At 73.2% G+C, this 23,150-nt stretch carries 19 protein-coding genes and 1 pseudogene; 8 read left to right on the top strand and 12 right to left on the bottom strand.

The features are described 5' to 3' along the window. Positions 1-13: 13 nt before the first annotated feature. Positions 14-1,681, bottom strand: a complete 1,668-nt coding sequence (locus ACFYO5_RS28260) for a class I adenylate-forming enzyme family protein (RefSeq protein ID WP_388713943.1) — start codon at positions 1,679-1,681, stop codon at positions 14-16. Next, on the bottom strand, positions 1,678-2,442 hold the full coding sequence (locus ACFYO5_RS28255; RefSeq protein ID WP_388713940.1) for an SDR family oxidoreductase: 765 nt from the start codon (positions 2,440-2,442) through the stop codon (positions 1,678-1,680). Before ACFYO5_RS28255 ends, ACFYO5_RS28260 begins: the two co-directional genes overlap by 4 nt. A 198-nt stretch (positions 2,443-2,640) precedes the next feature. On the opposite strand from ACFYO5_RS28255, the gene ACFYO5_RS28250 reads away from it, so the two are divergent. Beyond that, positions 2,641-3,873, top strand: a complete 1,233-nt coding sequence (locus ACFYO5_RS28250) for an exo-beta-N-acetylmuramidase NamZ domain-containing protein (protein ID WP_388713937.1) — start codon at positions 2,641-2,643, stop codon at positions 3,871-3,873. Positions 3,874-4,200: 327 nt separating this feature from the next. On the opposite strand, the gene ACFYO5_RS28245 is transcribed toward ACFYO5_RS28250, so the two are convergent. Continuing rightward, complete coding sequence (locus tag ACFYO5_RS28245) at positions 4,201-6,987, bottom strand: penicillin acylase family protein (RefSeq protein WP_388713934.1); 2,787 nt, start codon at positions 6,985-6,987, stop codon at positions 4,201-4,203. 231 nt (positions 6,988-7,218) lie between these two features. Between ACFYO5_RS28245 and ACFYO5_RS28240 the strand changes: the two genes are divergently transcribed. From ACFYO5_RS28240 to ACFYO5_RS28230, 3 genes and pseudogenes are all read left to right on the top strand, one after another. Then, complete coding sequence (locus ACFYO5_RS28240) at positions 7,219-7,821, top strand: hypothetical protein (RefSeq protein ID WP_388713931.1); 603 nt, start codon at positions 7,219-7,221, stop codon at positions 7,819-7,821. A 115-nt stretch (positions 7,822-7,936) separates the two neighbouring features. Then, positions 7,937-8,662: pseudogene (locus ACFYO5_RS28235) on the top strand (3-keto-5-aminohexanoate cleavage protein); the annotation flags it as partial. An 876-nt stretch (positions 8,663-9,538) separates the two neighbouring features. After that, the gene (locus ACFYO5_RS28230) at positions 9,539-10,606 is read left to right on the top strand and encodes an RNA ligase (ATP) (RefSeq protein ID WP_388713928.1); all 1,068 of its coding nucleotides are present in this window, start codon (positions 9,539-9,541) and stop codon (positions 10,604-10,606) included. 242 nt (positions 10,607-10,848) lie between these two features. Here the strand turns inward: ACFYO5_RS28230 and soxR are convergent, their stop codons facing one another. After that, the gene (soxR, locus tag ACFYO5_RS28225) at positions 10,849-11,364 is read right to left on the bottom strand and encodes a redox-sensitive transcriptional activator SoxR (RefSeq protein WP_388713925.1); all 516 of its coding nucleotides are present in this window, start codon (positions 11,362-11,364) and stop codon (positions 10,849-10,851) included. Between the two features lie 112 nt (positions 11,365-11,476). Here soxR and ACFYO5_RS28220 point away from each other — a divergent pair, with 112 nt between their 5' ends. Then, positions 11,477-11,938: a MaoC family dehydratase gene (locus tag ACFYO5_RS28220; protein ID WP_356563464.1), complete on the top strand. Its 462-nt coding sequence runs from the start codon at positions 11,477-11,479 to the stop codon at positions 11,936-11,938. 34 nt (positions 11,939-11,972) lie between these two features. On the opposite strand, the gene ACFYO5_RS28215 is transcribed toward ACFYO5_RS28220, so the two are convergent. The 3 genes from ACFYO5_RS28215 to ACFYO5_RS28205 all read right to left on the bottom strand — a co-directional run bounded on the left by ACFYO5_RS28215 (position 11,973) and on the right by ACFYO5_RS28205 (position 14,229). Beyond that, positions 11,973-12,599, bottom strand: a complete 627-nt coding sequence (locus tag ACFYO5_RS28215; protein WP_356563465.1) for a TetR/AcrR family transcriptional regulator — start codon at positions 12,597-12,599, stop codon at positions 11,973-11,975. A 176-nt stretch (positions 12,600-12,775) separates the two neighbouring features. Further along, positions 12,776-13,018 (bottom strand): YiaA/YiaB family inner membrane protein, encoded by a 243-nt coding sequence (locus tag ACFYO5_RS28210; RefSeq protein ID WP_356563467.1) that lies wholly within the window; start codon positions 13,016-13,018, stop codon positions 12,776-12,778. A 59-nt stretch (positions 13,019-13,077) separates the two neighbouring features. Further along, on the bottom strand, positions 13,078-14,229 hold the full coding sequence (locus ACFYO5_RS28205) for an acyl-CoA dehydrogenase family protein (RefSeq protein ID WP_388713920.1): 1,152 nt from the start codon (positions 14,227-14,229) through the stop codon (positions 13,078-13,080). Positions 14,230-14,310: 81 nt separating this feature from the next. Between ACFYO5_RS28205 and ACFYO5_RS28200 the strand changes: the two genes are divergently transcribed. From ACFYO5_RS28200 to ACFYO5_RS28190, 3 genes are all read left to right on the top strand, one after another. Next, entirely contained in the window at positions 14,311-14,952 is a 642-nt protein-coding gene (locus tag ACFYO5_RS28200; protein WP_356563471.1) for a TetR/AcrR family transcriptional regulator, read from the top strand. 58 nt (positions 14,953-15,010) lie between these two features. Then, a complete protein-coding gene (locus ACFYO5_RS28195; protein ID WP_388713916.1) occupies positions 15,011-15,721 on the top strand; it encodes an ArsR/SmtB family transcription factor in 711 nt (236 codons plus the stop codon). Between the two features lie 102 nt (positions 15,722-15,823). Next, complete coding sequence (locus ACFYO5_RS28190; RefSeq protein ID WP_388713913.1) at positions 15,824-16,768, top strand: DMT family transporter; 945 nt, start codon at positions 15,824-15,826, stop codon at positions 16,766-16,768. Between the two features lie 657 nt (positions 16,769-17,425). Here ACFYO5_RS28190 and ACFYO5_RS28185 read toward each other — a convergent pair. The 5 genes from ACFYO5_RS28185 to ACFYO5_RS28165 all read right to left on the bottom strand — a co-directional run bounded on the left by ACFYO5_RS28185 (position 17,426) and on the right by ACFYO5_RS28165 (position 23,090). Beyond that, positions 17,426-18,505 carry a Zn-dependent alcohol dehydrogenase gene (locus ACFYO5_RS28185; protein ID WP_388713910.1) on the bottom strand — a complete coding sequence of 360 codons (1,080 nt, stop codon included), beginning with the start codon at positions 18,503-18,505 and terminating at the stop codon, positions 17,426-17,428. Positions 18,506-18,516: 11 nt separating this feature from the next. Beyond that, positions 18,517-19,905 (bottom strand): aldehyde dehydrogenase family protein, encoded by a 1,389-nt coding sequence (locus tag ACFYO5_RS28180; protein ID WP_388713907.1) that lies wholly within the window; start codon positions 19,903-19,905, stop codon positions 18,517-18,519. Between the two features lie 119 nt (positions 19,906-20,024). After that, complete coding sequence (locus ACFYO5_RS28175) at positions 20,025-21,365, bottom strand: ABC transporter ATP-binding protein (RefSeq protein ID WP_388713905.1); 1,341 nt, start codon at positions 21,363-21,365, stop codon at positions 20,025-20,027. A 191-nt stretch (positions 21,366-21,556) separates the two neighbouring features. Beyond that, positions 21,557-22,444 (bottom strand): class F sortase, encoded by an 888-nt coding sequence (locus tag ACFYO5_RS28170; protein WP_388713902.1) that lies wholly within the window; start codon positions 22,442-22,444, stop codon positions 21,557-21,559. Next, complete coding sequence (locus tag ACFYO5_RS28165) at positions 22,431-23,090, bottom strand: hypothetical protein (RefSeq protein WP_356563482.1); 660 nt, start codon at positions 23,088-23,090, stop codon at positions 22,431-22,433. Before ACFYO5_RS28165 ends, ACFYO5_RS28170 begins: the two co-directional genes overlap by 14 nt. Positions 23,091-23,150: the final 60 nt, after the last annotated feature.

Here is a 23,150-nt window from a genome sequence, read left to right as displayed (position 1 = left end):
GCCTTCCGTTCACTTACCGACCGTCGTGCGTGCGGGAACGCAGTTCCCGCCGGAGGATCTTCCCACTCGCCGTCTTGGGCAGGTCGGGCAGGATCTCCACCTGCCGCGGGTACTTGTAGGCGGCCAGTCTCTCCTTGCAGTACACCGCGAGCTCGTCCGGGTCCGGATCGGCGCCCGGACGCAGGCTGATGTACGCCTTCACGGTCTCCCCGCGGTACCCGTCGGGCACTCCGACGACGGCCGCCTCACGCACCGCCGGGTGGGTGTACAGCACGTCCTCGACCTCGCGCGGCCAGACCTTGAAGCCGGACGCGTTGATCATGTCCTTCTTGCGGTCGACGACGTACAGCCAGCCCTGTTCGTCCATGAAGCCGATGTCGCCGGTGCGCAGCTCGCCTCCGGGGAAGGTCTCGGCGGTGGCGTCGGGGCGGCGCCAGTAGCCGGGGACCACCTGGGGCCCCCGTACGACGATCTCGCCCTGCTCGCCGAAGGGCACCTCCGCACCCCGGTCGTCGACGATCCGTACGACGGTGTCGGGGCCGGGCACGCCGACGGCGAGGGTCCCGGAGGCCGGGTCGACAGGCGCCTCCCGGTGGGGCGGGACGGAGGCGCAGGGGGCGGTGCACTCGGTGAGGCCATAGCCGTTGCGCAGGTACGGCCCGAAGCCGGCCCGGAACTTCTCCACCAGGGCCGGCGGCAGCGGGGCACCGCCGGAGGAGATGTTCACGAAGGAGGAGAAGTGGTCGCGGGTGGCGGCCGGGTGGGCGGCCAGTGCCATGAACGCGGTGGACGGGCCCACCGTGTAGTGCGGGCGGTGCTCGGCGAACGCCTCCAGGACGACGCCCGCCTCGAACCGGTACGTCAGGACGAGCGTGCCCGCGCTGTTCAGGCAGGCGCCCAGCTGGCAGACCATGCCGGTGATGTGGAACAGCGGCGCGAGCGCGTAGTACACGGGCGCCTCGGGCAGGTGCAACCCGACGCGCTGCCGTTCGGCGTTGTGCATGATGTTGGCGTGCGTGTTGGTGGCGCCCTTGGGTGCGCCGCTGGTGCCCGACGTGTAGCTGATCAGGGCGGTGCCGGCGGCGGCCGGGTCACGGTCGGCGGGTGCCGGATGCCCGGCGCGGGCGACCGCGGTGAGGTCGTCGGCGTCAAAGGCCGGCGGCAGCCGTTCGAACGTGAGCACGCGGGCGTCGCCGCGCGTCTGGAAGTCCAGCTCGCACGCCGTCAGCACGATCCGCACGGGTGAGTCCGCGGCGGTCTCCCGCAGGTACGACTCCCAGGCGCGGTCGGCGCAGACCAGCGCCGCCACCTCGCCGTCCCGCAGGACGTGGGCGACCTCGCCGGACTTGTACATCGGGTTGACGGGGACGACGGTGGCGCCCGCCTTCCACGCGCCCAGCAGGGCGAGCACGAACTGCGGCGAGTTCTGGAGCAGGACGGCGACCCGGTCGCCCCGCTCCAGGCCGCGGTCCACCAGATGGCCGGCGACCGAGTCGCTCAGCTCGTCCACCTCGCGGTAGGTGAGACGGCCGTCGAAGTAGGCGAGGAACGTGCGCTCCGGGGCCTCGGCGGCGGACCGGCGCAGGGCGTGCACCAGCGAGTCGGCCGGTGCGACGGGGCCGCGCTGGGCCTCGTCGAGAAGCTCCAGCCAGGGCTTGGCGGCGTAGCGGGAGGCGGTCACTCGGCGGCCTCCCACTTCTGCTGGATGTGGTTCATGGTGGCCAGCCAGCGGTCGGGGTCACCGGCCCGCGCCTGGTAGTACCCGGCGACCTCGGGGTGCGGCAGGATCAGGAACCGGTCCTGGGCGATCCCCTCGAACAGGGCGTCCGCCACGTCGCGGGGTTCTATCGCGGTGGGCTTGAGCACGAGGTCGCCCGCGGTGCCGGTGGCGTCGAGCATGTCGGTGCGCACGCCCTGGGGGCAGATGGCGTGGACCTTGATCCCGCGGTGGCGGTAGGTCAGGGACAGCCACTCGGCGAAGGCGTACGCCCCGTGCTTGGTCACACTGTAGGGAGCGGCGCCGATCATGGTGAGCAGTCCGGCGGCGGAGACGGTGGAGACGAACCGGCCCGAGCCGCGCTCCAGCCAGCCGGGGATCAGGGCGTGCGCCGCCCGGACGTGGGCCATCACGTTGACGTCCCAGGCGAGCGCCCACACGGACTCGTCGGCCGCCTCGGACCCGCCCGAGCCGACACCGGCGTTGGCACAGTAGACGTCGACGGTGCCGCCGAGCGCCTCGCGGGCGTCGTCGACGATCGCGGAGGCGTCGCCGGGCACGGCGGTCCCGCCGATCTCCTCGGCGACGGCCTTCGCCCGGTCCGCGTCCAGATCGTTGACGACGACGCGTGCCCCCTCGGCGGCGAAACGCCGGGCGAGCGCGGCCCCGATCCCGCCCCCTGCCCCCGTGACGACGACTCCAGCACCTCGAACGGCTTCCACCATCGATCTCCTTCGACCCGGCTCAGGCGCGCAGCCCTGCTTTCCGCCCGTCAGACTAACCGGTCGGTATGTTGGTGGGAAGGGTCGTGGCGGCCGGCCGAGAGGGGCGCGGGCCGGACCCGAGCCAGACCGCCCGCGGCTTCCACCGGACCGACGCGAGGGTCTAGCGTGCCTGCCGACCACCCGCCTCAAGGAGGTCCCGTGCATCTGCCCAGACGAACCCTGCTCGCGGCGGCGACGGCGGCCGCCGCCCTCCCGGCGACGGCCACCCCGGCGGCCGCGGCCCGCCGCACACGGACCGGCTTCGAGCGCCTGCGGGCGACGGGTTACGCCCAGCTCGACGGCCGGCGGACCGGCATCGTCACCAACCCCACCGGCGTCACCCGCGACGTACGCCACGTCGTCGACGTCATGCACGCCGACGACCGGGTGGACCTGGTCGCCGTGTTCGGCCCCGAGCACGGTTTCCGGGGCACCGCCCAGGCGGGCGGCTCCGAGGGCCGCTACGACGATCCGGCCACCGGCCTGCCCGTCTACGACACCTACCTCAGGACCGGACAGCGGCTGGCGGACGTCTTCACCGCCTCGGGTGTCGACACGGTCGTCTTCGACGTCCAGGACGTCGGCGCCCGTTTCTACACGTACATCTGGACGCTGTACGACTGCATGGAGGCGGCGCGGCTGGCGGGGAAGCGGTTCGTGGTGCTGGACCGGCCGAACCCGGTGACCGGGCGGGCGGCCCTGGGGCCGGTGCTGCACCGGGAGTTCGCGACCTTCGTGGGGCGCGAGCCGATCGCCCAGGCGCACGGGATGACGGTGGCGGAGCTGGCCCGGCTGTTCAACGGGGAGTTCCTGGCCGCGCCGGTGGAGCTGGAGACCGTGCTCATGAGCGGATGGCGGCGGACCGACTGGTACGACGCCTCGGGCCTGCCGTGGGTGCCGGCCAGTCCGAACATGCCGACGCCGGACACGGCCCTGGTGTACGCGGGGACGTGTCTGCTGGAGGGGACGAACCTGTCGGAGGGGCGGGGCACGACCCGCCCGTTCGAACTCCTGGGCGCGGAGGGGATCGACGGGCGGTGGGCGACGGCCGTGAACGGACTCGGGCTGCCCGGCGTGCACTTCAGGGAGGCGTACTTCGCGCCGACCTTCTCCAAGTTCCAGGGCCGGACGGTCGGCGGGGTGCAGATCCATGTGCACGACCGGGACGCCTTCGACCCCGTCCGCACCGGCATCGCCCTCCTGGTGACCGCCAAGCGGGTCTGGAGCGGCTTCGCCTGGCGTGCCGACCAGTGGATCGACAGGCTCACGGGATCGACGTGGGTGCGCACGGCGATCGACAAGGGGGCGGATGTCGACGAGGTGGTGGCGGGCTGGCAGGAGGAGCTGGCCGCGTTCCGGCGGGTGCGGCGGGAGTACCTGCTGTACCGGTGAGGCGTGGTGTGCGGCCCGCCGCCGTCGGCGCCACGCCATGCCCACCCGGTGCGGGGCGGCGGGTGAGGGAGCGGGTCCTGGCGGGTCGGCGATGCGGGTGACTCCGAACCGGGGGGACCCCGCCGTGCGGGGCTCGCGCGGCGACGTGCGGCGGTCCGGACCGGTGCGGCACAAACCGGCGCGGCGGGCCGCATCCGCGAGGTCGCGTCCCGCCGCACCGGTGGCCGACGGACGTCACCGGGCAGTCGCCGGTGGCCGCCGGACGTCACCGGGCAATCACCGGTGACCGCCGGACGTCAGCTGGCGGTCACCGGTGGCCGCCGTGGGTCACCGGTGGGAGGTGAACTCCACCACCTGCTGGTAGGTGGGCCGGTTCTGCCAGCTGATGTTGCCGTGCTTGATGCCGCCGAGGGTGCGCTGGACGATGGAGTCGGCACACCACTGGTTGCCCGCCGCGCACAGCGTGTCGCCGGGGTAGACCTGGGCCGCGGTCCGCCCGGCCGCCTCCTTCAGGGTCGTGAGGAGGATGTCGCGGCAGGCGCCGAGCGCGCCGCCGCCGCAGTACGCGCGGCCCAGCGGGCCCCGCACCGGCTCACCGAGCACCGCCCGGATGTCCTTGTCGACATAGCTCCACCAGCCGTACTGGAAGGAGCTTCCGGCGTGCGCGCCCGTGGGTCCGTGCGCGGCCGACGGGCTCTCGTCGATGGGCAGGTTGTGCGTCATGGCGGTGTACAGCTCGGTGCCGAGGCCGGGTTCGAACTCCGCCTTCACCAACAGCGGCCACCAGGCGTCGAGGATGCGGATGGCGTCCGCGTCGGCGTAGGTCTTCGAACCGGCCGTGGTCTCCGTGCGTCTGCCGCCCGCCGCCAGCCAGGTCCGGAGCTTGGTGACCGCGGCCGAGGCCGTGGTGTCGGTCACCGGGGACGTGTCGATCACCTTGAGCAGGTCCGGCAGGACGTCCTCGGCCCGCAGGTCGGCGAGGGCCGCCTCCGCCATCGCCTTCGTCAGCGACGCCCGCGTGACGCCACCGGCCTGGACCAGCTTCTTCACCCGGTCCTCCAGCAGGTTGCCGCGGTGCACGGAGCCGTTGCCCCACGGCGCGGTCGCGTAGTCCCTGGCCTGCTTGTTGTTCCAGGAGATGTAGTAGTCCTGGTCGACGGAGTTGGGGTGCGCCGAAGCCGGGGTGTAGGCGGCCGTGTTGGTCGTCGGCTCCCAGTTCCGCCACTCGTACGCCGGCCGGGCCCAGACCGGGAACTCGGCGTCGACGCCGCTCGCCCGCACCGGGTTGTCGCCGCTGTTGTAGTAGGCGGTGTGCTCGGAGTCGGCGTAGAACCAGTTGAAGGTGTAGTTGATGTGCTGCACCGCGCTCTGGAAGGACTGCGGTCCGGTGACGTAGTCCGGGTCGTTCAGCATCTGGAAGCCGATGATGGAGTCGGCCTCGTGGAGGAAGGACGAGCGCAGGGTGGTGTAGGCGACCTTCTTGCCGCCGACCGTCGCCCGGTACTCGACGGGGCCGTACTTGGTCCGCCAGGCGCGCATCGTGTAGGAACCGGCCGCGGTGCCGTCGGCCGTGGTCGGCTTCCAGGCGTTCTTCTGCTCGATCTTCTCCATCGGCGTGCAGGTGCCGCGGTAGAGGTAGTGGAAGTCGTCCTGGCACAGCTCGACGGCGTAGGTGTCGATGATGTCCTGGCCGGAGGTGGTGGCGCTCCACGCGTAGTCCTGGCCGCGGCCCAGCTCCACGTACATGCTGAGGCCCGCGAAGGAGGCGCCGCGGGCGCTGATGCCGGGGCCCTGGAGTTCCTGGAGCAGCAGCAGCTGTGGGGCGAAGTAGCCGGTCTGCGGGCCGAACACGGCGACGGGGTGGCCGCTCGCCGTGTGATCGCCGCTCACCACGAGGGCGTTGGACATGCCTCGCCTGGCCGAGGCCATGGCGGTGCCGGTGGCGGCGGTGGAGGCACCGGTGGCGTTCGTGCCGACGGCGCTGCCGGTGCGGTCGTAGACCAGCGGTTCGGCGACGACCGAGCCCGGGTCGGGCAGGGCCTCGCCCTGCGGGTCCTCGGGCTTGACGGCGTAGGGGAAACTCCTGCCGTCGTGGAGGGTCATGACGGCCTCGGGGTCGTTGCGCTCGCGGAAGGACTCCCAGACCGCGGTGCCCTGTTCGACGCCGTACTTCTCCTGTGCGGCGAGCAGCGATATCGCGTTGTCGACCTCCCCGCCGCCGCCCGATCCGAAGAGGGCGCCGATGACGGAGGCGAGCGCCACCAGATCGGTGATCTTGAAATGGGCGATGCTTCCCGCGTTGGTGATTGAGTCCTTGTGGCCCGTCAGCACGTATTCACCGGGGAAGTAGCGGCCGCTGTCGGAGGCGTCGATATAGGCGTTGACACCGGCGAGATAGGCGTTGGCGTCGGCCAGGGCCTGCTGGCCGCGAGCGCCGTTGGTGGCGATCGCGTTGTCGATCTGGGCCTGGAGGTCGGCCTCCGCATAGGGGGCGTGGCGCCAGAACTGCTGTTCCAGGCCCTGGTTGGAGGGGTCGCCGCCCGCGAAGGAGGTGAGCTGGCCCCGGCCGACGTGCCGGAAGACGTCCATGAGCCACAGCCGGTCCTCGGCGGCCGCGTAGCCGGCGCCGAACTCGGTGCCGTACCTGGTCGTACCGGTGATGTGCGGTACGCCCGTCTTCTTGTCGCGGACGATCGTGACGTCGGCGCGGCCCGCGGGCTTGACGGTGGAGGCGACTTGATCGGCGGGGACCCCGAAGGACGCGTCGTTGAAGAACGTGTTGATCGTGGCGTTGGTGAGCGTCGAGTAGCCCTTGGCCAGGTTGGCGTAGGGGCCGAGCTGGTCCTCGGCGTGCGCGGGCTGGGTGCCGAAGGCCTGGTTGAGCAGGATCTGGGCCAGCGTGGCGTTGCCGTTCTGGCCGGGCGGCAGGATGTCGGAACACTGGTTGCCGCAGTGGTCGTTCACGGCCGTGACCTCGGCGGCTGCCGCCGTCTGGGAAAGCGGTGACAAAAGTCCGACAATCAAGGCGCATACGGATGCGGACTTCAGGAACCCGGGGATTCTGCCGGGAGTTCTCAGTCTGTCGAGTGCGGTGCGGGAGGTTCGCCGGGACATCGGCAACTCCTTGCGACGGGGGTGGCGGAGAAGTTACCGCCGGTATCCCCGAAGTGGAAGATGAACATGCGTCACTTTTCGGAGTCGCTCATCCGGATTAGGGGCGGCATCGGAAAACAGATGGACCGGGAGGGAGCCGAATCGCGTGTCGATACGTCTATTCGGCGACGTCCGTACGACGACGCCGAAGTGACCGAAGTGCAGGTGCAGATGTGACGGAGGTGCAAGGCGATGGCCGGTTTCCGGAGTCTGGCGAGACAGGTGCGCGACCCGCGGTGCGATCTGGCACTGCGGCGCTACTCGCTCCGCAAGTGCCTTGAGAGGTTCGCCCCCTACGGGCACAGGGCGACCTGGGACCATCTCTGCTCGCGTGCCGGGTTCGGTCCCGAGGACCGCTCCCCCGATCCGGCGCGGCTCGTGGCCGCACTGGACGAGCTGGAGGAGGCGCGCGTGGTGTGGCTGGCCTACGAGGTCGAGTTCGCCGACCGCCGCAGGAAGGAGAAGCACGACGGGCTGCGCCGGCCGGGCAGCGTGGACGACTGGCACCGGATGACCTGGGGCGGCTTCGGCGTGGCCTGGTGCGACGACCCGCGGGTCCACCCCCGTGAACCGCTGGCCGAGGTGCTGCGCCGGCTGATCGCCGCGCTGGAGCGTGAACCGGGCTCCACCTGCCCGGTGTGCGACGGCGAACGGCTCCTGTGGAGGTACGACCTGGACCACGAACCGTCGGCGGGACCGGTCTGCACGGACTGCGGAATACTCGTCCCGCGCCCCGTGCTCACACCCGAGGCCCTGGCGGACGCCAGGCGCGTACGCCTGCTCATGTCGGCCTGATCCCGGTCCGGGATCCGCGTGGACGGCGGGGGTGCGCCGGGGATGCCGCACTCCTGTTCGCTGCCCGCCTCGGGCGCCCCGGTCCGATGTCGGGGGCGGGTGGCACCATCGAGACATGGTGCAGGTCTGTCTGAACGGAGCGCGGGGAGCCGCCGACGGCGCGGTGGTGCCGCTGTCGCCGGAGGCGCTGGCCGAGTCCGCGGCGCGGGCCGTCGCGGCCGGGGCCACGGAGGTCCATGTCCATCCCAAGACACCGTGCGGGCGGGACAGTCTGTCCCCGCGCGTGGTCGCGGCCACCGTCGACGCGATACGCCGGCGGGTGCCGGTGCCGGTCGGGGTGACCACCGGCGCCTGGGCGGAGCGCGACCCGGCGGCGAGACGCGCCCGCGTGCGCGGCTGGACGGTGCTGCCGGACTTCGCCTCGGTCAACTGGCACGAGCCGGGGGCGGAGGAGGTCGCCGGTGAGCTGATCGCCCTGGGCGTCGCGGTGGAGGCCGGTATCTGGTCCGGGACCGACGGGGCGGCGCGGTTCGCCGTCTCACCGCTCGGGCCGAAGGTGCTGCGGGTGCTGGCGGAGGTGACGGACACCTGCCCGGACACCGCCGAAGGGGACGCGCGCGCACTGCTGTCCGACCTCGGCCGCGCGCACGGCCGCCCCGTGCTGCTGCACGGCGAGGACGGCGGGGCGTGGACCGTGCTGCGGCTGGCGGGGCGGCTGGGGCTGGCGACGCGCATCGGGCTGGAGGACACGCTGGTCCTGCCGGACGGGCAGCCCGCCCCGTCCAACGCTCGGTTGGTGGCCGAGGGGTTGCGCCAGTACGGGTGCGCCCGGCACTCCGCGGCGGGAAGGGCCGGCAGTCCGGCGCGGGTCGCGAGGTCGGGCTCGGCCGAGGAGCGCGGTCGGACGGCCCCGGATCCGCCCAGCCAGGTCCGCGGTTCGGCGACGGCGGCCGGCTCCTCACCGTCGTACGGCCACCAGGCGGACGGGGGGACGTCGGACGCGAGATCGTAGAGCCGGCCGTCGGCACGGTGGACGAGGTGCGCGTCGGCGACCCGGCCCGGGATCCGTCCGTCCAGGAGGGGGCGCGGGGGCGCGGTCCGGGCGATCGTGGCGCAGGTCTCGACGACACGGTCGATGCCGTACGGCGGATCGGGCGTCGCCAGGGCGTCGCCGGGGCGTCGCCGGGGCGTCGCCGGGGCGTCCTGCCACCCGACGATCAGGAAGGCGTGGATCGCGGCGGCCCGCGCAGCCGGCAGGCGGCGCCGGTCGAACCCGGCTCCACCCGTGGGGCAGACGACCGATGGCTCCGGGGGTGCCGTCGGCCGTCGCCCGCGCGGCCTGCGGCGGCGGGCGCCGCACCGGGGCCGCGTGGTCGGTGAAGTGGTCGTCCACTCCCAGGAGGTGGTACCTCCATCGCGTCCACGGGCACCCGTCCGTCCGGCGTGCGCGGACACGCGCTCTCCTCGGGGGCGTGGCGGAAGCCTCAGCCGGTCCCGTCCGGGCCGGCGAAACCACTGAAGACCGTGTCGATGTCCGCGAGGGCCGCGGCGAGGGCGGGGCTGTGGAAGGCAGTGCGTCGTCCTCAGGGCTCGGCGCGCGGCGACTCCGCCGGCCGAAGAGGGTGACGTTACCAGCGGCAATTCGGTCGCTCCAGCGCTTTCCCGTACGGACAGTTGGGGGTGATGAGACATCCCTGACCCCTGCTGGAGGACCCCCATGTCGACGCTGCGCGTCACCGCCGAAGTGCTGACCGTCCACACGCATCCCGACGCCGACGCCCTGGAACTGGCCCAGGTCGGCCTCTACCGGGCCGTCGTCGCCAAGGGCGCCTACCGCACGGGGGAGGCGGCCGTGTACATCCCCGAGCAGTCCGTGCTGCCGGCCGAGCTGATCGAGGAGCTGGGGCTCACCGGGCGGCTGGCGGGCGGCAACGCCGACCGGGTCAAGGCGGTGCGGCTGCGGGGCGAGCTGTCGCAGGGGATCGTGTGCCGGCCGAAGGCACTGGCGGACGTCGACCTCGCACGGGCGGCGCGGGAGGGGACCGACTTCGCGGAGCGGCTCGGCATCGTCAAATGGGTGCCGCCGATCCCTCCCACGATGAACGGGGAGGTCGAGCCGGCACCGGACCTGCTGCCCTGGGTCGACATCGAGAACATCCAGCGGAATCCGGACGTCTTCACGGCCGGCGAGCCGGTGATCCTCACCGAGAAGCTGCACGGGTCGGCGTGCCTGGTGACGTACGTCGCCGACGAGGGACGGGTGTACGTCTCCTCGAAGGGGTTCGGCGCGAAGTCGCTGGCGCTGAAGGAGGACCCGCTGAACCTGTACTGGCGAGCCGTCCGCGGCCACGGCGTCGCCGAGGCGGCGGCCCGTCTCGCCGAGCGGCTGGGCGCGCGCCGCGTCGGCATCTTCGGCGAGGTGTACGGCGCGGGGGTGCAGGACCTGACGTACGGCGCCGACGGGCGGCGGGACACCCTCGGGTACGCGGTGTTCGACGTGTCCGCCGAGATCGGGGGTGCGGTGCGGTGGCTGGACGCGGAGTCCGCGCTGGGGGGTGAACTGCCGCTGGTGCCACGGCTGTTCGAGGGGCCGTACGACAGTGCGCGGGTGCTGGAACTGGCCGGCGGGCGCGAGACGGTGTCGGGACGGGGGCTGCATCTGCGCGAGGGAGTGGTGATCCGGCCGGCCGTGGAGCGCCACAGCCCCGTGACCGGGGGGCGGGCCATCGCCAAGGCGGTGAGTGCGGCGTACCTGACACGGAAGGGAGGGACGGAGTACGAGTGAGGCACACGGGGGGGGGCGACTCCGCCGGGCTCGGTGGCCGGGGTGGCGCCACAGCCCGGCGCTGGCGTCGCCCCTCCCGCGCCGGGCTCGGAGCCGGGAGGCCGCACAATCCGGCGCTGAGGCGGGAGGCTGCACGGCCCGGCGCTGAGGCGGGGCCGCCTGCGGCCGCCCGAGCCGGGCGGCACCGGCCGCCCAGGCCGCCCGGCCGGCACGCATGCCCGCACCGGCCGGGCGCGTCGGTGTCAGGCGCAGCATTCCTCGTTCGGGTCCGTCGAGGGCCGGGGCGGCCCGGGGGTCCGGGGCTGTCGTTCCGGTAGGAGACGGGAGCCGGCGCCGCGGTCGCCGAAAGCGTCGTCCGGGTTGGACAGGACGCAGGAGTCGAGGGAGAGGCAGCCGCAGCCGATGCAGTCGGTGAGGTGGTCGCGGAGGCGGTTGAGCTGCCTGATGCGTTCGTCGAGTTCGGCTCGCCAGGCCTCCGAGAGGCGGGCCCAGTCCTCGCGGGTCGGGGTTCGCCCCTCGGGCAGCTCGGCGAGGGCCTCCCGGATCGTGGCCAGCGGGATGCCGACGCGCTGTGCGGCGCGGACGAAGGCGACCCGGCGCAGCGTGTCGCGGGTGTAGCGGCGCTGGTTGCCGGAGGTGCGCCGACTGCTGATCAGGCCCTTGGACTCGTAGAAGTGCAGGGCGGACACGGCGGCGCCGCTGCGGGCGGCGACCTGGCCGACCGTGAGTTCTTGGAGCGTCTCTGGAATCTTGGGCACCCCTCGGAGCCTACCCATCCCCCCGCACCCCCGGTCCGTTGACATGACCCTTCACGCCCACCATGCTAAGCAGTTGCTTAGACATTCCGTGAGCGCGAGAGAGGCCGCAGACATGGCAGAGCCGAGGATCTTCACGTCCCCCGACGAGCTGAGGGCGGCGGTGGGCGAGCAGCTGGGACACACCGACTGGCTGGAGGTCGACCAGAAGCGGATCGATCTGTTCGCGGAGGCCACCGGCGACCACCAGTGGATCCATGTCGATCCCGAGCGCGCGGCCTCGGGCCCGTTCGGGACCACCATCGCGCACGGCTATCTGACCCTGTCGCTGCTGCCCCTGTTCGGCCCCCAGCTGATCGCGGTGGAGGGCGTGAAGATGGGCGTCAACTACGGGACGAACAAGGTCCGTTTCCCCGCGCCCGTCCCGGTCGGATCGCGCCTGCGGGCCACCGCGGCCATCTCCGCCGTCGACGACGTCGCCGGCGGCGTCCAGGTCACGGTCGCCTTCACCGTGGAGCGCGAGGGCGGGGACAAGCCGGTGTGCGTGGCGGAGTCGGTGTCCCGCTACTACCTCTGAGCCTCCACCGGGCGGGCGGCGGGCCGCCGCGCCGCTACTTCGCCGCCCCCACCATCCGCAGCACGAGGTCGGCGTAGAGCGCGCCGACCTCGTCGGGGGTGCGCGGGCCGTCCACGTTGAACCAGCGGGCCACGTCGATGCACAGGGACAGCACCGCGAGGGTCGTCCCGTGCACGTCGACGACGTCGAACTCGCCGCTCGCCACGCCCTCCTCGATGATCCCGCGCACCTCGCCGTCGACCTGCCGGCGCAGCGCGAGGATCTCCGCGCGGGCGTCCGGGCCCAGCGCGTCCAGCTCGTACTGGACGACCCGTGCGGTGGTGCGCCGGCCCGCGTGCCAGCCGACGAAGGAACTGACGGCCTCCGCGAGCCGGTCCGTCGCGCTGCCCTCACCGCGCGCCGCCGTGCGCAGGATGTCCAGCGCGCGGTCGTGGCCGATCCTGCTGATCCGGTGGAGCAGTTCTTCCTTGGTCTTGTAGTGGATGTAGAGCGCGGCCGGGCTCATCCCCGCGCGGCCCGCGATGTCGCGGGTCGTCGTGGCGTGGTAGCCGCGTTCGGCGAAGGCCTCCACGGCGGCGACGAGCAACCGCCGGGCCGCGTCAGGGGTGACCTCTTCCCACGGCTCGGTCTCGCCGCCGGCCGTCTCCTCCGCCGTACTCATCGCTGGTTCGCCCCTCTCGGTACCGGAGCTCCACCATACCGCCGAAGGTGAGCGATCGCTTAGAGTGCCCGCTCAGGCCTTGCCGATCAGCGATCAGGGGTTGCCCGATCAAGGCTTTCTCGCTCAGGGCTCCCGATCAGGGGTTGGCGAGGGGCTCTCAGGGGCTCCCGAGGAACTCAGAGCTTCTCGAAGGGGCTGTAGACCCGGGCCGTGGCGTCCTGCCGGTCCCTGATCACCTTCGCCAGGGTGAAGGCGGACGTGACGAGATAGAGGACGGCGATGCCCAGGAAGGCGCGCACCCAGGAGTCGGCGTGCAGCCGGTAGATGCCGACGGCGGTCGCCACCATGGCGACGGCGAAGGACGCGACCGCCTGGCCGTAGAAGGCGGCGGTGTTCTGCTTGACCGGTGTGTCACTCATGGCGGAAGAATCCCTCGGATGAGGCCCGGCCCGCATCCGTCCGGATACTCAGGACGTACTCAGAACGCCGAGACCCCCGTCAGCGCCCGCCCGATCACCAGCTTCTGGATCTGGCTCGTGCCCTCGTACAGGGTCATCACCCGCGCGTCGCGCAGCAGCTTGCCCGCCGGGTACTCGTCGATGTAGCCGTAACCGCCGTAGACCTGGAGGGCGTTGTTGGCGGCGCGGACGGCCGCCTCCGAGGCGAAGAGCTTGGCCTTGGAGGACTCCACGGCGAAGGGCAGCCCGCGGTCGACGAGGTCCGCGACCCGCCAGGTCAGCAGGCGGGCGGCGTCCACGTCGACCGCGATGTCGCTGATCAGTTCCTGGACGAGCTGGTGGTGGGCGATGGTCTTCCCGAACTGCTCGCGCTCCCCCGCGTACCGCACGGCCGCGTCCAACGCGGCCTGGGCTATGCCGACACAGCCGGCGGCGACCGACATCCGGCCCTTCGCCAGGGCGGACATCGCCACGGAGAACCCCTTGCCCTCCGTGCCGAGCAGCGCGGACTTGGGCACCCGCACGTCCTCCAGCAGCAGTTCGGCGGTGGCCTGGCCGCGCAGGCCGAGCTTGCCGTGAAGGGTGCGGCGGGTCAGTCCCGGGGTGTCGGTGGGGACGAGGAACGCGGAGACGCCCTTGTGGCCGGGGGCGTCCGTGGAGCGGGCGAAGAGGAGCACGACGTCGGCCCAGGTGCCGTTGGTGATGAACATCTTGGTGCCGCTGATGACGTAGTCGTCGCCGTCGCGGACCGCGCGGGTGGTGAGGTTGCCCGCGTCGGAGCCGGTGCCGGGCTCGGTGAGGCCGAAACAGCCGAGGTACGCGCCGGAGGTCAGCCCCGGCAGCCAACGCCGCTTCTGCTCCTCGTCGCCCCAGGCCGCGACGGTCTTGGCGACCAGGCCCAGGGAGACCGAGACGATGCCGCGCACGGAGGAGTCGCCGCGGCCCAGCTCCTCCGTGACCAGGCAGTACGCGAGATGGTCACCGCCCGAGCCGCCGTACTCCTCGTCGATCGTCAGGCCCAGGAAGCCGACGTCGCCGAGCTTCTTCACGAGGGACCGGTCGACCTCCTCGGCGCGGTCCCAGGCCACGGCGTGCGGGGTGATCTCGCGGTCCACGAAGTCCCGGGCGAGCCGCCGTACGGCCTCCTGCTCCTCGCTGAGCCCCAGATGCATGGCGCGTCACCCCACAGAGATTTGGAACGGCATTTAAATTAGCACTGCTAGTTTCCTGGTCGCAGCCCTACTATGTGCGCCATGGCCCGACCGCGCAAGCCCTTGCTGAACACCGATCGCATCGTGGAGACGGCCCGCGCGCTCGTGGACGCGGAGGGCCTGGCGGCGCTCTCCACCCGGCGGCTCGCCGCCGAACTCGGGGTCAGCGGGCCCTCGCTCTACAACCACTTCCGCACCAAGGACGAGATCCTGGAGGCGGTCGCCGACTCGGTGAGCGCGCAGGTCGACCTGTCGATGTTCGAGGACGGCCGGCAGTGGCGGACCGCGCTGCACGACTGGGCGGTCTCCTACCGGGCCGCCCTGCGCGACCATCCGAACATCGTGCCGGTGCTCGCCCGCGGCCCCGGCCGCCGTCCGGCCGCGCTGCGGCTCGCGGACGCGGTCTACGGCGCGATGGTCGCGGCGGGCTGGCCACCCCCGCAGGCCACCTCGATCGGCGCGCTGATGCGGTACTTCATCATGGGTTCCGCGCTCGGCTCGTTCGCCGGCGGCTTCGTGGACGACCGCAGCGCCTACGACCCGGCCGACTATCCGCACCTCGGCCAGGCCCACCTGCTGGCGGAGCAGCAGGAGAAGGTCGACGAGCGGGCCTTCGAGACGGGTCTCACCGCCCTGCTGGACGGGCTGGCGCAGCAGTACGAGCGGCTGCGGCGCACGGCGTAGTCCCGGCGGCGGGGACACTTCGGCGCCCGCCGAACCGTCCGTGTCCCATGCTGGGGCCATGACCACGAGGGATCCCCGCGCGCCGCTGCTGGCACGGCTGGCCGCCCTGATCGCCGACGAGACCCGCGCCGCGTGCCTGCTGGCGCTGCTCGACGGCCGGGCCTGGACCGCGGGCGAGCTGGCCCGGCACGCGGGCGTCGCCGCCTCGACGCTGAGCGAGCACCTCGGCAAGCTCGTCGCCGGCGGCGTCCTGACCGAGGAACGGCAGGGCCGCCACCGGTACGTACGGCTCGCCGACGCGCGCGTCGCCCAGCTCCTGGAGGACCTCGCCGCCCAGGTCGCCCCCGCCGACGCCGTACGGGCCCGGACCCTGCGCGAGTCGAGCGCCGGTTCGGCCATGGCCCGCGGCCGGACCTGCTACGACCATCTCGCCGGACGGCTCGGCATCGCCGTCACGGACGCCCTGACCACGCGCGGGCTGCTCGTCCAGGACACCGGGTTCGCCCTGACGGACGCGGGGCTCGACTGGTTCGCGGGCGCCGGCATCGCCCTGGACCGCGGGGGCCGCCGTCCGCTGGCCCGCGCCTGCCTCGACTGGACCGAACGCCGCCCGCACCTCGCCGGGGTCGCGGGCGCGGCCCTGTGCCGGCACGCCCTCGACACGGGGTGGTGCGAACGCATCGGCTCCGAACGGGCGGTGCGGGTGACGGCGACCGGTCGACGGGCCCTGGGCGAGCTTCTCGGCATCGACCGGGCGGCCCTGCGGTGAACCGTCCCGCGCGCGGCGTCCGTCCGAGATCCGCGAGCACCCCCTCCCCCGCCTTCCCGGACTTCCCCGACTTCCCCGACTTTCCGACTCAGGAGCATGCGCATGACGAACACCGCCCCTCGCCCGGAACGCCGTACCGAACTGCTCGCCGCCGGTGCGGCCTCGGTCACCGTCGTGCTGTGGGCCTCCGCGTTCGTGTCGATCCGCAGCGCGGGCGCCGCGTACTCCCCCGGCGCGCTGGCCCTCGGGCGGCTGCTGGCCGGCGCCCTGACCCTGGGGGTGATCTGTCTGGTACGGCGGGAGGGGCTGCCGCCACGGCCCGCCTGGCGCGGGATCGCGGTGTCGGGAGTGCTGTGGTTCGGCTTCTACATGGTGGCGCTGAACTGGGGCGAGCAGGAGGTGGACGCCGGGACGGCGGCCCTGGTCGTGAACATCGGCCCGCTGCTGATCGCCCTGCTCGGCGCGCGGTTCCTCGGCGACCGGCTGCCGCCGCGGCTGTTGGCCGGGATGGCGGTGTCGTTCGCGGGGGCGGTCACGGTCGGGCTGTCGATGTCGGGCGGGGGCGGCTCCTCACTGCTCGGGGTGGTGCTGTGCCTGCTGGCCGCCGTCGCGTACGCCGGCGGGGTCGTGGCGCAGAAACCGGCACTGGGGCGGGCCGGCGCCTTGCAGGTCACGACGTTCGGGTGCCTGGTGGGTGCGGTGATGTGCCTGCCGTTCGCCGGTCAGCTGGTCGCGGACGCCGCCGACGCCCCGGTGTCGGCCACGCTCAACATGGTCTACCTGGGCGTGTTCCCGACCGCGCTCGCCTTCACCACCTGGGCGTACGCACTGGCCCGGACGACGGCGGGACGCATGGGCGCCACGACGTACGCCGTGCCCTCGCTGGTCGTGCTGATGTCGTGGCTGACCCTGGGCGAGGTGCCGGGAGCGCTCACGCTGGCGGGCGGAGCGCTCTGCCTGGCGGGGGTGGCGGTCTCCCGGTCACGGGGACGAGCCGTGGCGGTGGAGGAGGAGATACGCCCCGAGGAGAGCGCGGCGCCGAGGTGAACGCCCCGCGCGAGCACGGGCCCGAGGCCGCGCACCCCGAGAAGACCACGGCCACCCCCTGACCCCGCCCGGCCGAAAGCGCCGGTGCACACGCCGGACGCCCGGCCCCGACGCGGCCTGCCTGGGCGCCGGGATCAGGACCGCGGGCCCGAACGCGTCAGGGCGGCCACAGGCCGACGACAGGCCGAGCACCACGCCGAGGTGAACGCACCACGCGAGCACAAACCCGAGGCCGCGCACCCTGAGAAGACCACGGCCACCCCCTGACCCCGCCCGGCCGAAAGCGCCGGTACCCCGGACGCCGGACGCCCGGCCCCGACACGGCCCGCCTGGGCGCCGGGATCACGACCGCGGGCCCGAACGCGTCAGGGCGGCCACAGGCCCACGACAGGCCGCCGAGGTGAACACACCACGCGAGCACAGGCCCGAGGCCGCGCACCCGGGCACCCGCGCACCCCTGAGAAGACCACGGCGGCGGCACCCTGAACCCCGACCGGCCGAAGCGCCCGGTCGGCAGGGCCGGCGGCCTGGGCGCACCGAAGTCACGGGGCGGCCCGGACAGGTCAGGACGTCGTCGGGTACGCCAGGCCCCGGGCCGTCGGCCTCGACCCATGGCCAAATGTCAGCGGTCAGCGGTCAGCGGTCAGCGGTCAGCGGTCAGAAGACGATCAGTGCTCGGCCGCCCTTGCCCGCGAGCATGTTTTCGAAGGCCGTCGGGATGTCCTCCAGGGCGATGTGTCCGGTGACCAGCGAGCTGAGGTCCAGGCGGCCGGCGCGGACGTGTTCGGCCAGTACCGGGAGGTCGCGGGCCGGGTCGCAGTTGCCGTAGACGCAGCCGGAGAGGGTGCGGCCCCAGTGGAAGAGTTCCAGGGCGTTGAAGGTGACCTGCTGGTCCTTGCCGCCGATGCCGACGACGGTGGTGCGGCCGCCGCGGCGGGTGGACTCCCAGGCCGTGCGGATGGTGACCGCGCGGCCCACGCACTCCACGGCGACGTCGACGCCCTGCCGGCCGGTGAGGGTGCGGATCTCGCGCGCGGTGTTCTCGGAGGCGACGACGTACTCGGTGGCGCCCGCCGCTCGGGCCAGTGCCTCCTTCTCCGGGGAGACGTCGACGGCGACGATCGTCGAGGCGCCCGCGATCCGGGCCGCCTGGAGGGTCGCGAGGCCGACCCCGCCGACGCCGAACACGGCCACCGTCTCGCCGGCGCGGACCCGGGCGGAGTGGTGGACGGCGCCGTAGCCGGTGAGGACCGCGCAGCCGAGGAGGGCGGCGTCGGTGAGCGGGATGCCGTCGGGCAGGGGCAGGGTGCAGGCGACGGGGACCACGGTCTCCTCGGCGAACGCGGCGACGTTGAGGCCGGGGTGGAGGTCGGTGCCGTCGGCGGTGCGGGCGTACACGTCGGCGGAACCGCTGAGCGCGTTGGCGCACAGCCAGACCTCGCCGAGCGAGCAGGCGTGGCAAGCGCCGCAGGACGGCGCCCAGTTGAGGACCACGCCGTCGCCGGGCGCGAGGCCGGTGACGCCCTCGCCGACGGAGACGACGGTGCCCGCTCCCTCGTGGCCGAGCACGGCCGGTACGGGGACGCGCATGGTGCCGTCGGACAGCGACAGGTCGGAGTGGCAGACGCCGGCCGCGGCGAGCCGGACCCGGACCTGGCCCGGTCCGGGGTCGGGCAGCTCGATGTCGGTGATCTCCAGCGGGGCGCCCACGGCGGGAAGGACGGCGGCACGAACCACGGGGAAGCTCCTCAGAACTGAAGGGACTTGGTCTGGAGGTACTCGGCGAGACCGTGCGTGCCGAGTTCCCGGCCGACGCCCGACTGCTTGTAACCGCCGAAGGGGGCGAGGGGGTTGAAGCGGCCGCCGTTGATGTCGACCTGTCCGGTGTCCATCCGGCGGGCGAAGGCCACCGCCTCCGCCTCCTCGCCGGCCCAGACGGCGCCGGCCAGGCCGTAGACCGTGCCGTTGGCGATGCGCAGGGCGTCCTCCTCGTCCTCGTAGCGAAGGATCGACAGGACGGGGCCGAAGATCTCCTCCTGGGCGATCGTCATCTCCGGGGTGACGTCGGCGAACACGGTCGGGCTGACGTACCAGCCCCGCTCGTGCGGGGTGTCGGTGCCGCCGGCGACCAGTCGCGCCCCCTGCGATACGCCCTGCTCGATGTAGCCGCGCACCCGCGCCTGCTGCTTGGCGTTGACGACCGGGCCGATGCGGTCGGCGTACTTCGCGGCGGCGGTCGCGGCCAGCTCCACGGCCTCTTCGTACCGGTCGCGGTGGACCAGCATCCGGGTCCAGGCGCTGCACGTCTGGCCGGAGTTGGACATGACGTTGGCGACGCCGACGTTGACCGCGCGGGCCAGGTCGGCGCTGGGCAGGATGACGTTGGCGGACTTCCCGCCGAGTTCGAGGGCCACCTTCTTGATCGCGGCGCCGGCGGTCGCGGCGATCCGCTTCCCCACGGCGGTGGAGCCGGTGAAGGAGACCAGGTCGACGCCGGGGTGCTCGGCGAGGGCCTGCCCGGCGACCGGGCCGAGGCCCGTGACGAGGTTGAAGACACCGGCCGGGACGCCCGCCTCGTGGACGGCCTCGGCGAAGAGCTGCGCGACGAGCGGGGTGTCCTCGGCGGGCTTGAGGACGACCGTGCAGCCGGCGGCGAGGGCCGGGGCGACCTTGGCGACGATCTGGTGCAGCGGATAGTTCCAGGGGGTGATGGCCCCGACCACGCCGACCGGCTCGTGGTGGACGACCGAGTTGCCGACCCTCTCCTCGAAGGCGTGGCCGGCGGCCAGTTCGGCGTAGGAGCCGGCGACCGCGATCGGGACGGCCGCGTGGACCGCCTGGGAGAAGGGCGGCGGGGAGCCGAGTTCGGCGGTGACGGTCTCGGCGATCTCGTCCTTGCGGGCCGCCAGCACGTCCCGGAGGGCACTCAGGCGCGCGGCGCGCTCGGCGGGCGCGGTCGCCGCCCACGCCGGGAGGGCGGCACGGGCGGCCCGTACCGCCGCGTCGACGTCCTGCGGTCCGGCGGCCGGTACCCGGCCGATGACCTGCTCGTCCGCCGGGTTCACGACCTCGATCACGTCCTGCCCGGCGGCGGGGCGCCAGGCGCCGTCGAGGTAGATGCCGTCGTGTGCCTTCATCGCGTTCCCTCCGGGCGGTCGTCGTCGTCCGCGCCCTAAACTAGCGCCGATAGTTTTCTGGCACCAGGGGCGTCCGCCGTACGGCGCCCCGCTCCCGGCACGACGGACCGCCCCGGAGGTCACTCGTCGAGGTCCGGCAGCCGGTCGGGAGCCGGGCAGATCCGCTCGCCGTGCTGGTCGAAGACGAACAGGTGGACGAGGTCGACGAGGAGCGGGACCTGCATGCCGTACCGCAGGTCGAAGTCGGGGGTGGTCCGCACGACCAGGTCGCCGGGCTGGCGTCCGTCCGGTGAGGCGACCGCGGCGGGCTGCCCCTCGGGCTCGTCCAGCACCACCACCGGCCCGGCCCGCCGGCTGCCCGCCCGCCCCCGCAGCCGGTCCAGCACCCTGGCGTCCCGTCGGCGCCGCCGGCTCGGCCGCGCCTGCGGACGCGGCGACTCCAGGTCCGGTACGACGGCGGGGCGCGAGCCGGTGTTGAAGTGCACGAGCACCTCGTGGCCCTGGAACTCCACGTGTTCCACCAGGCCGGTGATGTGCGTCTCGTCGGGACGGGCGTCGGCGGGTCCGCCGATGCGGACGGCCTCCGAGCGCAGACCGACGATCACCTCCCGGCCCTGCTGCACCCGCAGCAGCTTGTGGTCCGGGGAGAGCGGTTCGGGCAGCCGCAGGGCCTGCTTGCCGAGGCTGATCGTCATCGCCCCGTCGAGCGGGGCACGGACCACCCCGCGCAGCAGGTTGATACGCGGGGTGCCGATGAAGGCGGCCACGAAGACGTTGCGGGGCAGGGCGTACACCGAGCGGGGCGTGTCGATCTGCTGGAGGACGCCGCCGCGCAGGACCGCGACCCGGTCGCCGAGGGACATCGCCTCGGCCTGGTCGTGCGTGACGTAGACCGTCGTCACACCCAGCTTCCGGGTGAGGGAGGCTATCTCGGCCCGCAACCGGTTGCGGAGTTTGGCGTCCAGGTTGGAGAGCGGTTCGTCCATCAGGAAGACGGAGGGGTGGCGGGCGATGGCCCGGCCCATGGCCACACGCTGGCGCTCCCCGCCCGAGAGCTGGCCGGGGTAGCGGTCGAGCAGGTCCTCGATGCCGAGCATCCGCGCGGTGGCGTCGACGCGGGGGCCCGGGTCGGCGCTCGGGGCCTCGATGCGCAGCGGGAAACCGATGTTGTCGCGGCCGGTCATGGTCGGGTAGAGCGCGAAGTTCTGGAAGACCATCGCGATGTCCCGGCCGGACGGCGGCAGATCGTTGGCGTACTCGCCGTCGAGCAGCAACTGCCCCTCGGTGATCTGCTCCAGCCCGGCGATCATCCGCAGCACGGTGGACTTGCCGCAGCCGGAGGGTCCGAGCAGCACGAGGAACTCGCCGGGCGCGATGTCCAGCGACAGCCGGTCCACCACACGGGAGGCGCCGGCGCGGTAGACCTTGCTCACGTCGTGCAGGGAGATGGCGCGTGTCATGCAAGTGTCCCCAGGGTCTCGCCAGGACGCGGGTGCTCCGCGAAGTCCCGCACGGGTACGGGGCCGTGAGTCACGGAAGTTAACGGACTGTGCGCACCCCGGGGAAGCCCCGTGCCCGAATCGGACCGGCGGTCCGCCGAGGGGACGGCGGACCGCCGGGGCGGTGGGCCGGGGACGGTTCCGGTGCCGGATCAGCGGGTCGCGGTCAGGTGGGCGAAGACGACGACGTTGCTGCTGTATCCCGTTCTGCGGTCGAAGAGGCCGCCGCAGGTGAGCAGTCGCAGCTCGGGACGCTTGCGCGGCCCGTACACCTCCTTGTCCGGGAAGCGGTCCTTGTCGAACACCTTGACGCGGTCAACGGTGTACACGGCGGTACGGCCGTCGGCGCGCCGGGCCTCGATGCGGCTGCCGGGAGCCACCTCCGCGAGGGCGGCGAAGACCGCGGGACCGGTCCTGGTGTCACGGTGGCCGACGGCGACGGCCGTGCCCCGCTCGCCGGGTGTGGGTCCGTCCCGGTACCAGCCCACGAGCTTCGGCTTGTCGAGCGGCGGGGTGCCGAGTTCCCGGTCGCGGCCGACCCCCAGCCCGATGACCGGCGCCTCGATCCCCAGCGAGGGCACGCGCAGGGTGGTCGCCCGGGACCGGGTCAGTGGCCGGGGCGCGGTCCCGGGGGCGGCCTTGGGGGCGGCCCTGGGCCTGGCCCTGTCCTTGGCTCCGGGGCTGGTCCTGGGCGTGATCCCGGGGCTGGTCCCGGGTGTGGCCCTGGAGCCGACCGCGGGCGTGGCCCCGGGACGGGCCGACGGCGACCGCCCGGTCGGCCGGGGCGTGCCGTCGCCCGCCGAGGCCCGGCCGGCCGGGGTCGTCGGAGTGGCCCGGGGGGCCGGGGTCACCGGGGTGGGCGAGGTGGCCGGCCTCCGGTCGGGCGCCGGCGGTCCGGCGCGGGCCGGCACGATCGACTCGTCCGGCCCGTCGCACCTGGCGCCGACCGCCACCAGGACGACCACGATCGCGGCCGTCCTGGTGAGGCGATAGGCGCGGGTCCGGTACCAGGGCCTGCGTCGGCGCCTACGCGGCACCATGGGAACGGCGGCGGATCAGCCGCAGGTACGCGGCCGCGCCGACGACCACCAGCACCACGCCCGCGGCCGCGCTGAGCGGGGTGTAGGCGTGGACCGTGTCGACGAGACCGCCGCCACCGGCGTGGACACCGCCCTTCGGGCCGCCGTCGTGGCTGCCCGTGCCCTGGCCGTGGTCCTCGATGGGGCTGCCGGGGCCGTCGGCCCTGTCGTGCTTGTCCTTCTCGCCGCGGCAGTCGACGCGGAAGACCTTCTCCCTGGGCCCGACGCCGCCCACGACGGTCCAGGTGAGCCGGTACTGACCGTCGGCCAGTCCGAGCGTGTCGGTGTGCCCGGCTCCGCCGGCGAGGGTGATGGTGCCCGTCACGGTGGCGGCGGTGGGCAGCGGAGGCTGGGCCTGGATGGTGTACGCGACGGTGGTCACGTCGCCGAAGTTGGCGGCGTCCAGGTAGAACCGGCAGACCTCGGGGTCGTCCTTCGAGACGCCGTAGGGCACGCGCTCGTTGTGGATCCTGATGTCGGCCCCGTCTCCGGGAGCGGCCGCGGCGGTCGGTGCCGCGATCCAGGTGGCTCCTGCTGCGGTGAGTGCCGCGAGGGCCGTGACGCCGAGGCGGGAGCCGACGGCGGGCGGGAGCGTCAGGGTGGGCATGGATGTTCCTCCGAGTCAGACGATTTTCATACAAATCGTGCTTTCACCTGACTCTCTTTC

It is taken from the genome of Streptomyces sp. NPDC006259 (genome assembly GCF_042870975.1).
GTDB lineage: Bacteria > Actinomycetota > Actinomycetes > Streptomycetales > Streptomycetaceae > Streptomyces.
The sequence above is the reverse complement of the archived record's forward strand: the minus strand, read 5'-3'. Positions and strand labels throughout refer to the sequence as shown.

Bases quoted from the DNA above. Each gene is read 5' to 3' on its own strand.
- ACFYO5_RS28255 (WP_388713940.1), bottom strand. From the start codon at position 2,442: ATGGTGGAAGCCGTTCGAGGTGCTGGAGTCGTCGTCACGGGGGCAGGG.
- ACFYO5_RS28245 (WP_388713934.1), bottom strand. From the start codon at position 6,987: ATGTCCCGGCGAACCTCCCGCACCGCACTCGACAGACTGAGAACTCCC.
- ACFYO5_RS28240 (WP_388713931.1), top strand. From the start codon at position 7,219: ATGGCCGGTTTCCGGAGTCTGGCGAGACAGGTGCGCGACCCGCGGTGC.
- ACFYO5_RS28230 (WP_388713928.1), top strand. From the start codon at position 9,539: ATGTCGACGCTGCGCGTCACCGCCGAAGTGCTGACCGTCCACACGCAT.
- ACFYO5_RS28220 (WP_356563464.1), top strand. From the start codon at position 11,477: ATGGCAGAGCCGAGGATCTTCACGTCCCCCGACGAGCTGAGGGCGGCG.
- ACFYO5_RS28215 (WP_356563465.1), bottom strand. From the start codon at position 12,599: ATGAGTACGGCGGAGGAGACGGCCGGCGGCGAGACCGAGCCGTGGGAA.
- ACFYO5_RS28210 (WP_356563467.1), bottom strand. From the start codon at position 13,018: ATGAGTGACACACCGGTCAAGCAGAACACCGCCGCCTTCTACGGCCAG.
- ACFYO5_RS28205 (WP_388713920.1), bottom strand. From the start codon at position 14,229: ATGCATCTGGGGCTCAGCGAGGAGCAGGAGGCCGTACGGCGGCTCGCC.
- ACFYO5_RS28200 (WP_356563471.1), top strand. From the start codon at position 14,311: ATGGCCCGACCGCGCAAGCCCTTGCTGAACACCGATCGCATCGTGGAG.
- ACFYO5_RS28195 (WP_388713916.1), top strand. From the start codon at position 15,011: ATGACCACGAGGGATCCCCGCGCGCCGCTGCTGGCACGGCTGGCCGCC.
- ACFYO5_RS28190 (WP_388713913.1), top strand. From the start codon at position 15,824: ATGACGAACACCGCCCCTCGCCCGGAACGCCGTACCGAACTGCTCGCC.
- ACFYO5_RS28180 (WP_388713907.1), bottom strand. From the start codon at position 19,905: ATGAAGGCACACGACGGCATCTACCTCGACGGCGCCTGGCGCCCCGCC.
- ACFYO5_RS28175 (WP_388713905.1), bottom strand. From the start codon at position 21,365: ATGACACGCGCCATCTCCCTGCACGACGTGAGCAAGGTCTACCGCGCC.
- ACFYO5_RS28170 (WP_388713902.1), bottom strand. From the start codon at position 22,444: ATGGTGCCGCGTAGGCGCCGACGCAGGCCCTGGTACCGGACCCGCGCC.
- ACFYO5_RS28165 (WP_356563482.1), bottom strand. From the start codon at position 23,090: ATGCCCACCCTGACGCTCCCGCCCGCCGTCGGCTCCCGCCTCGGCGTC.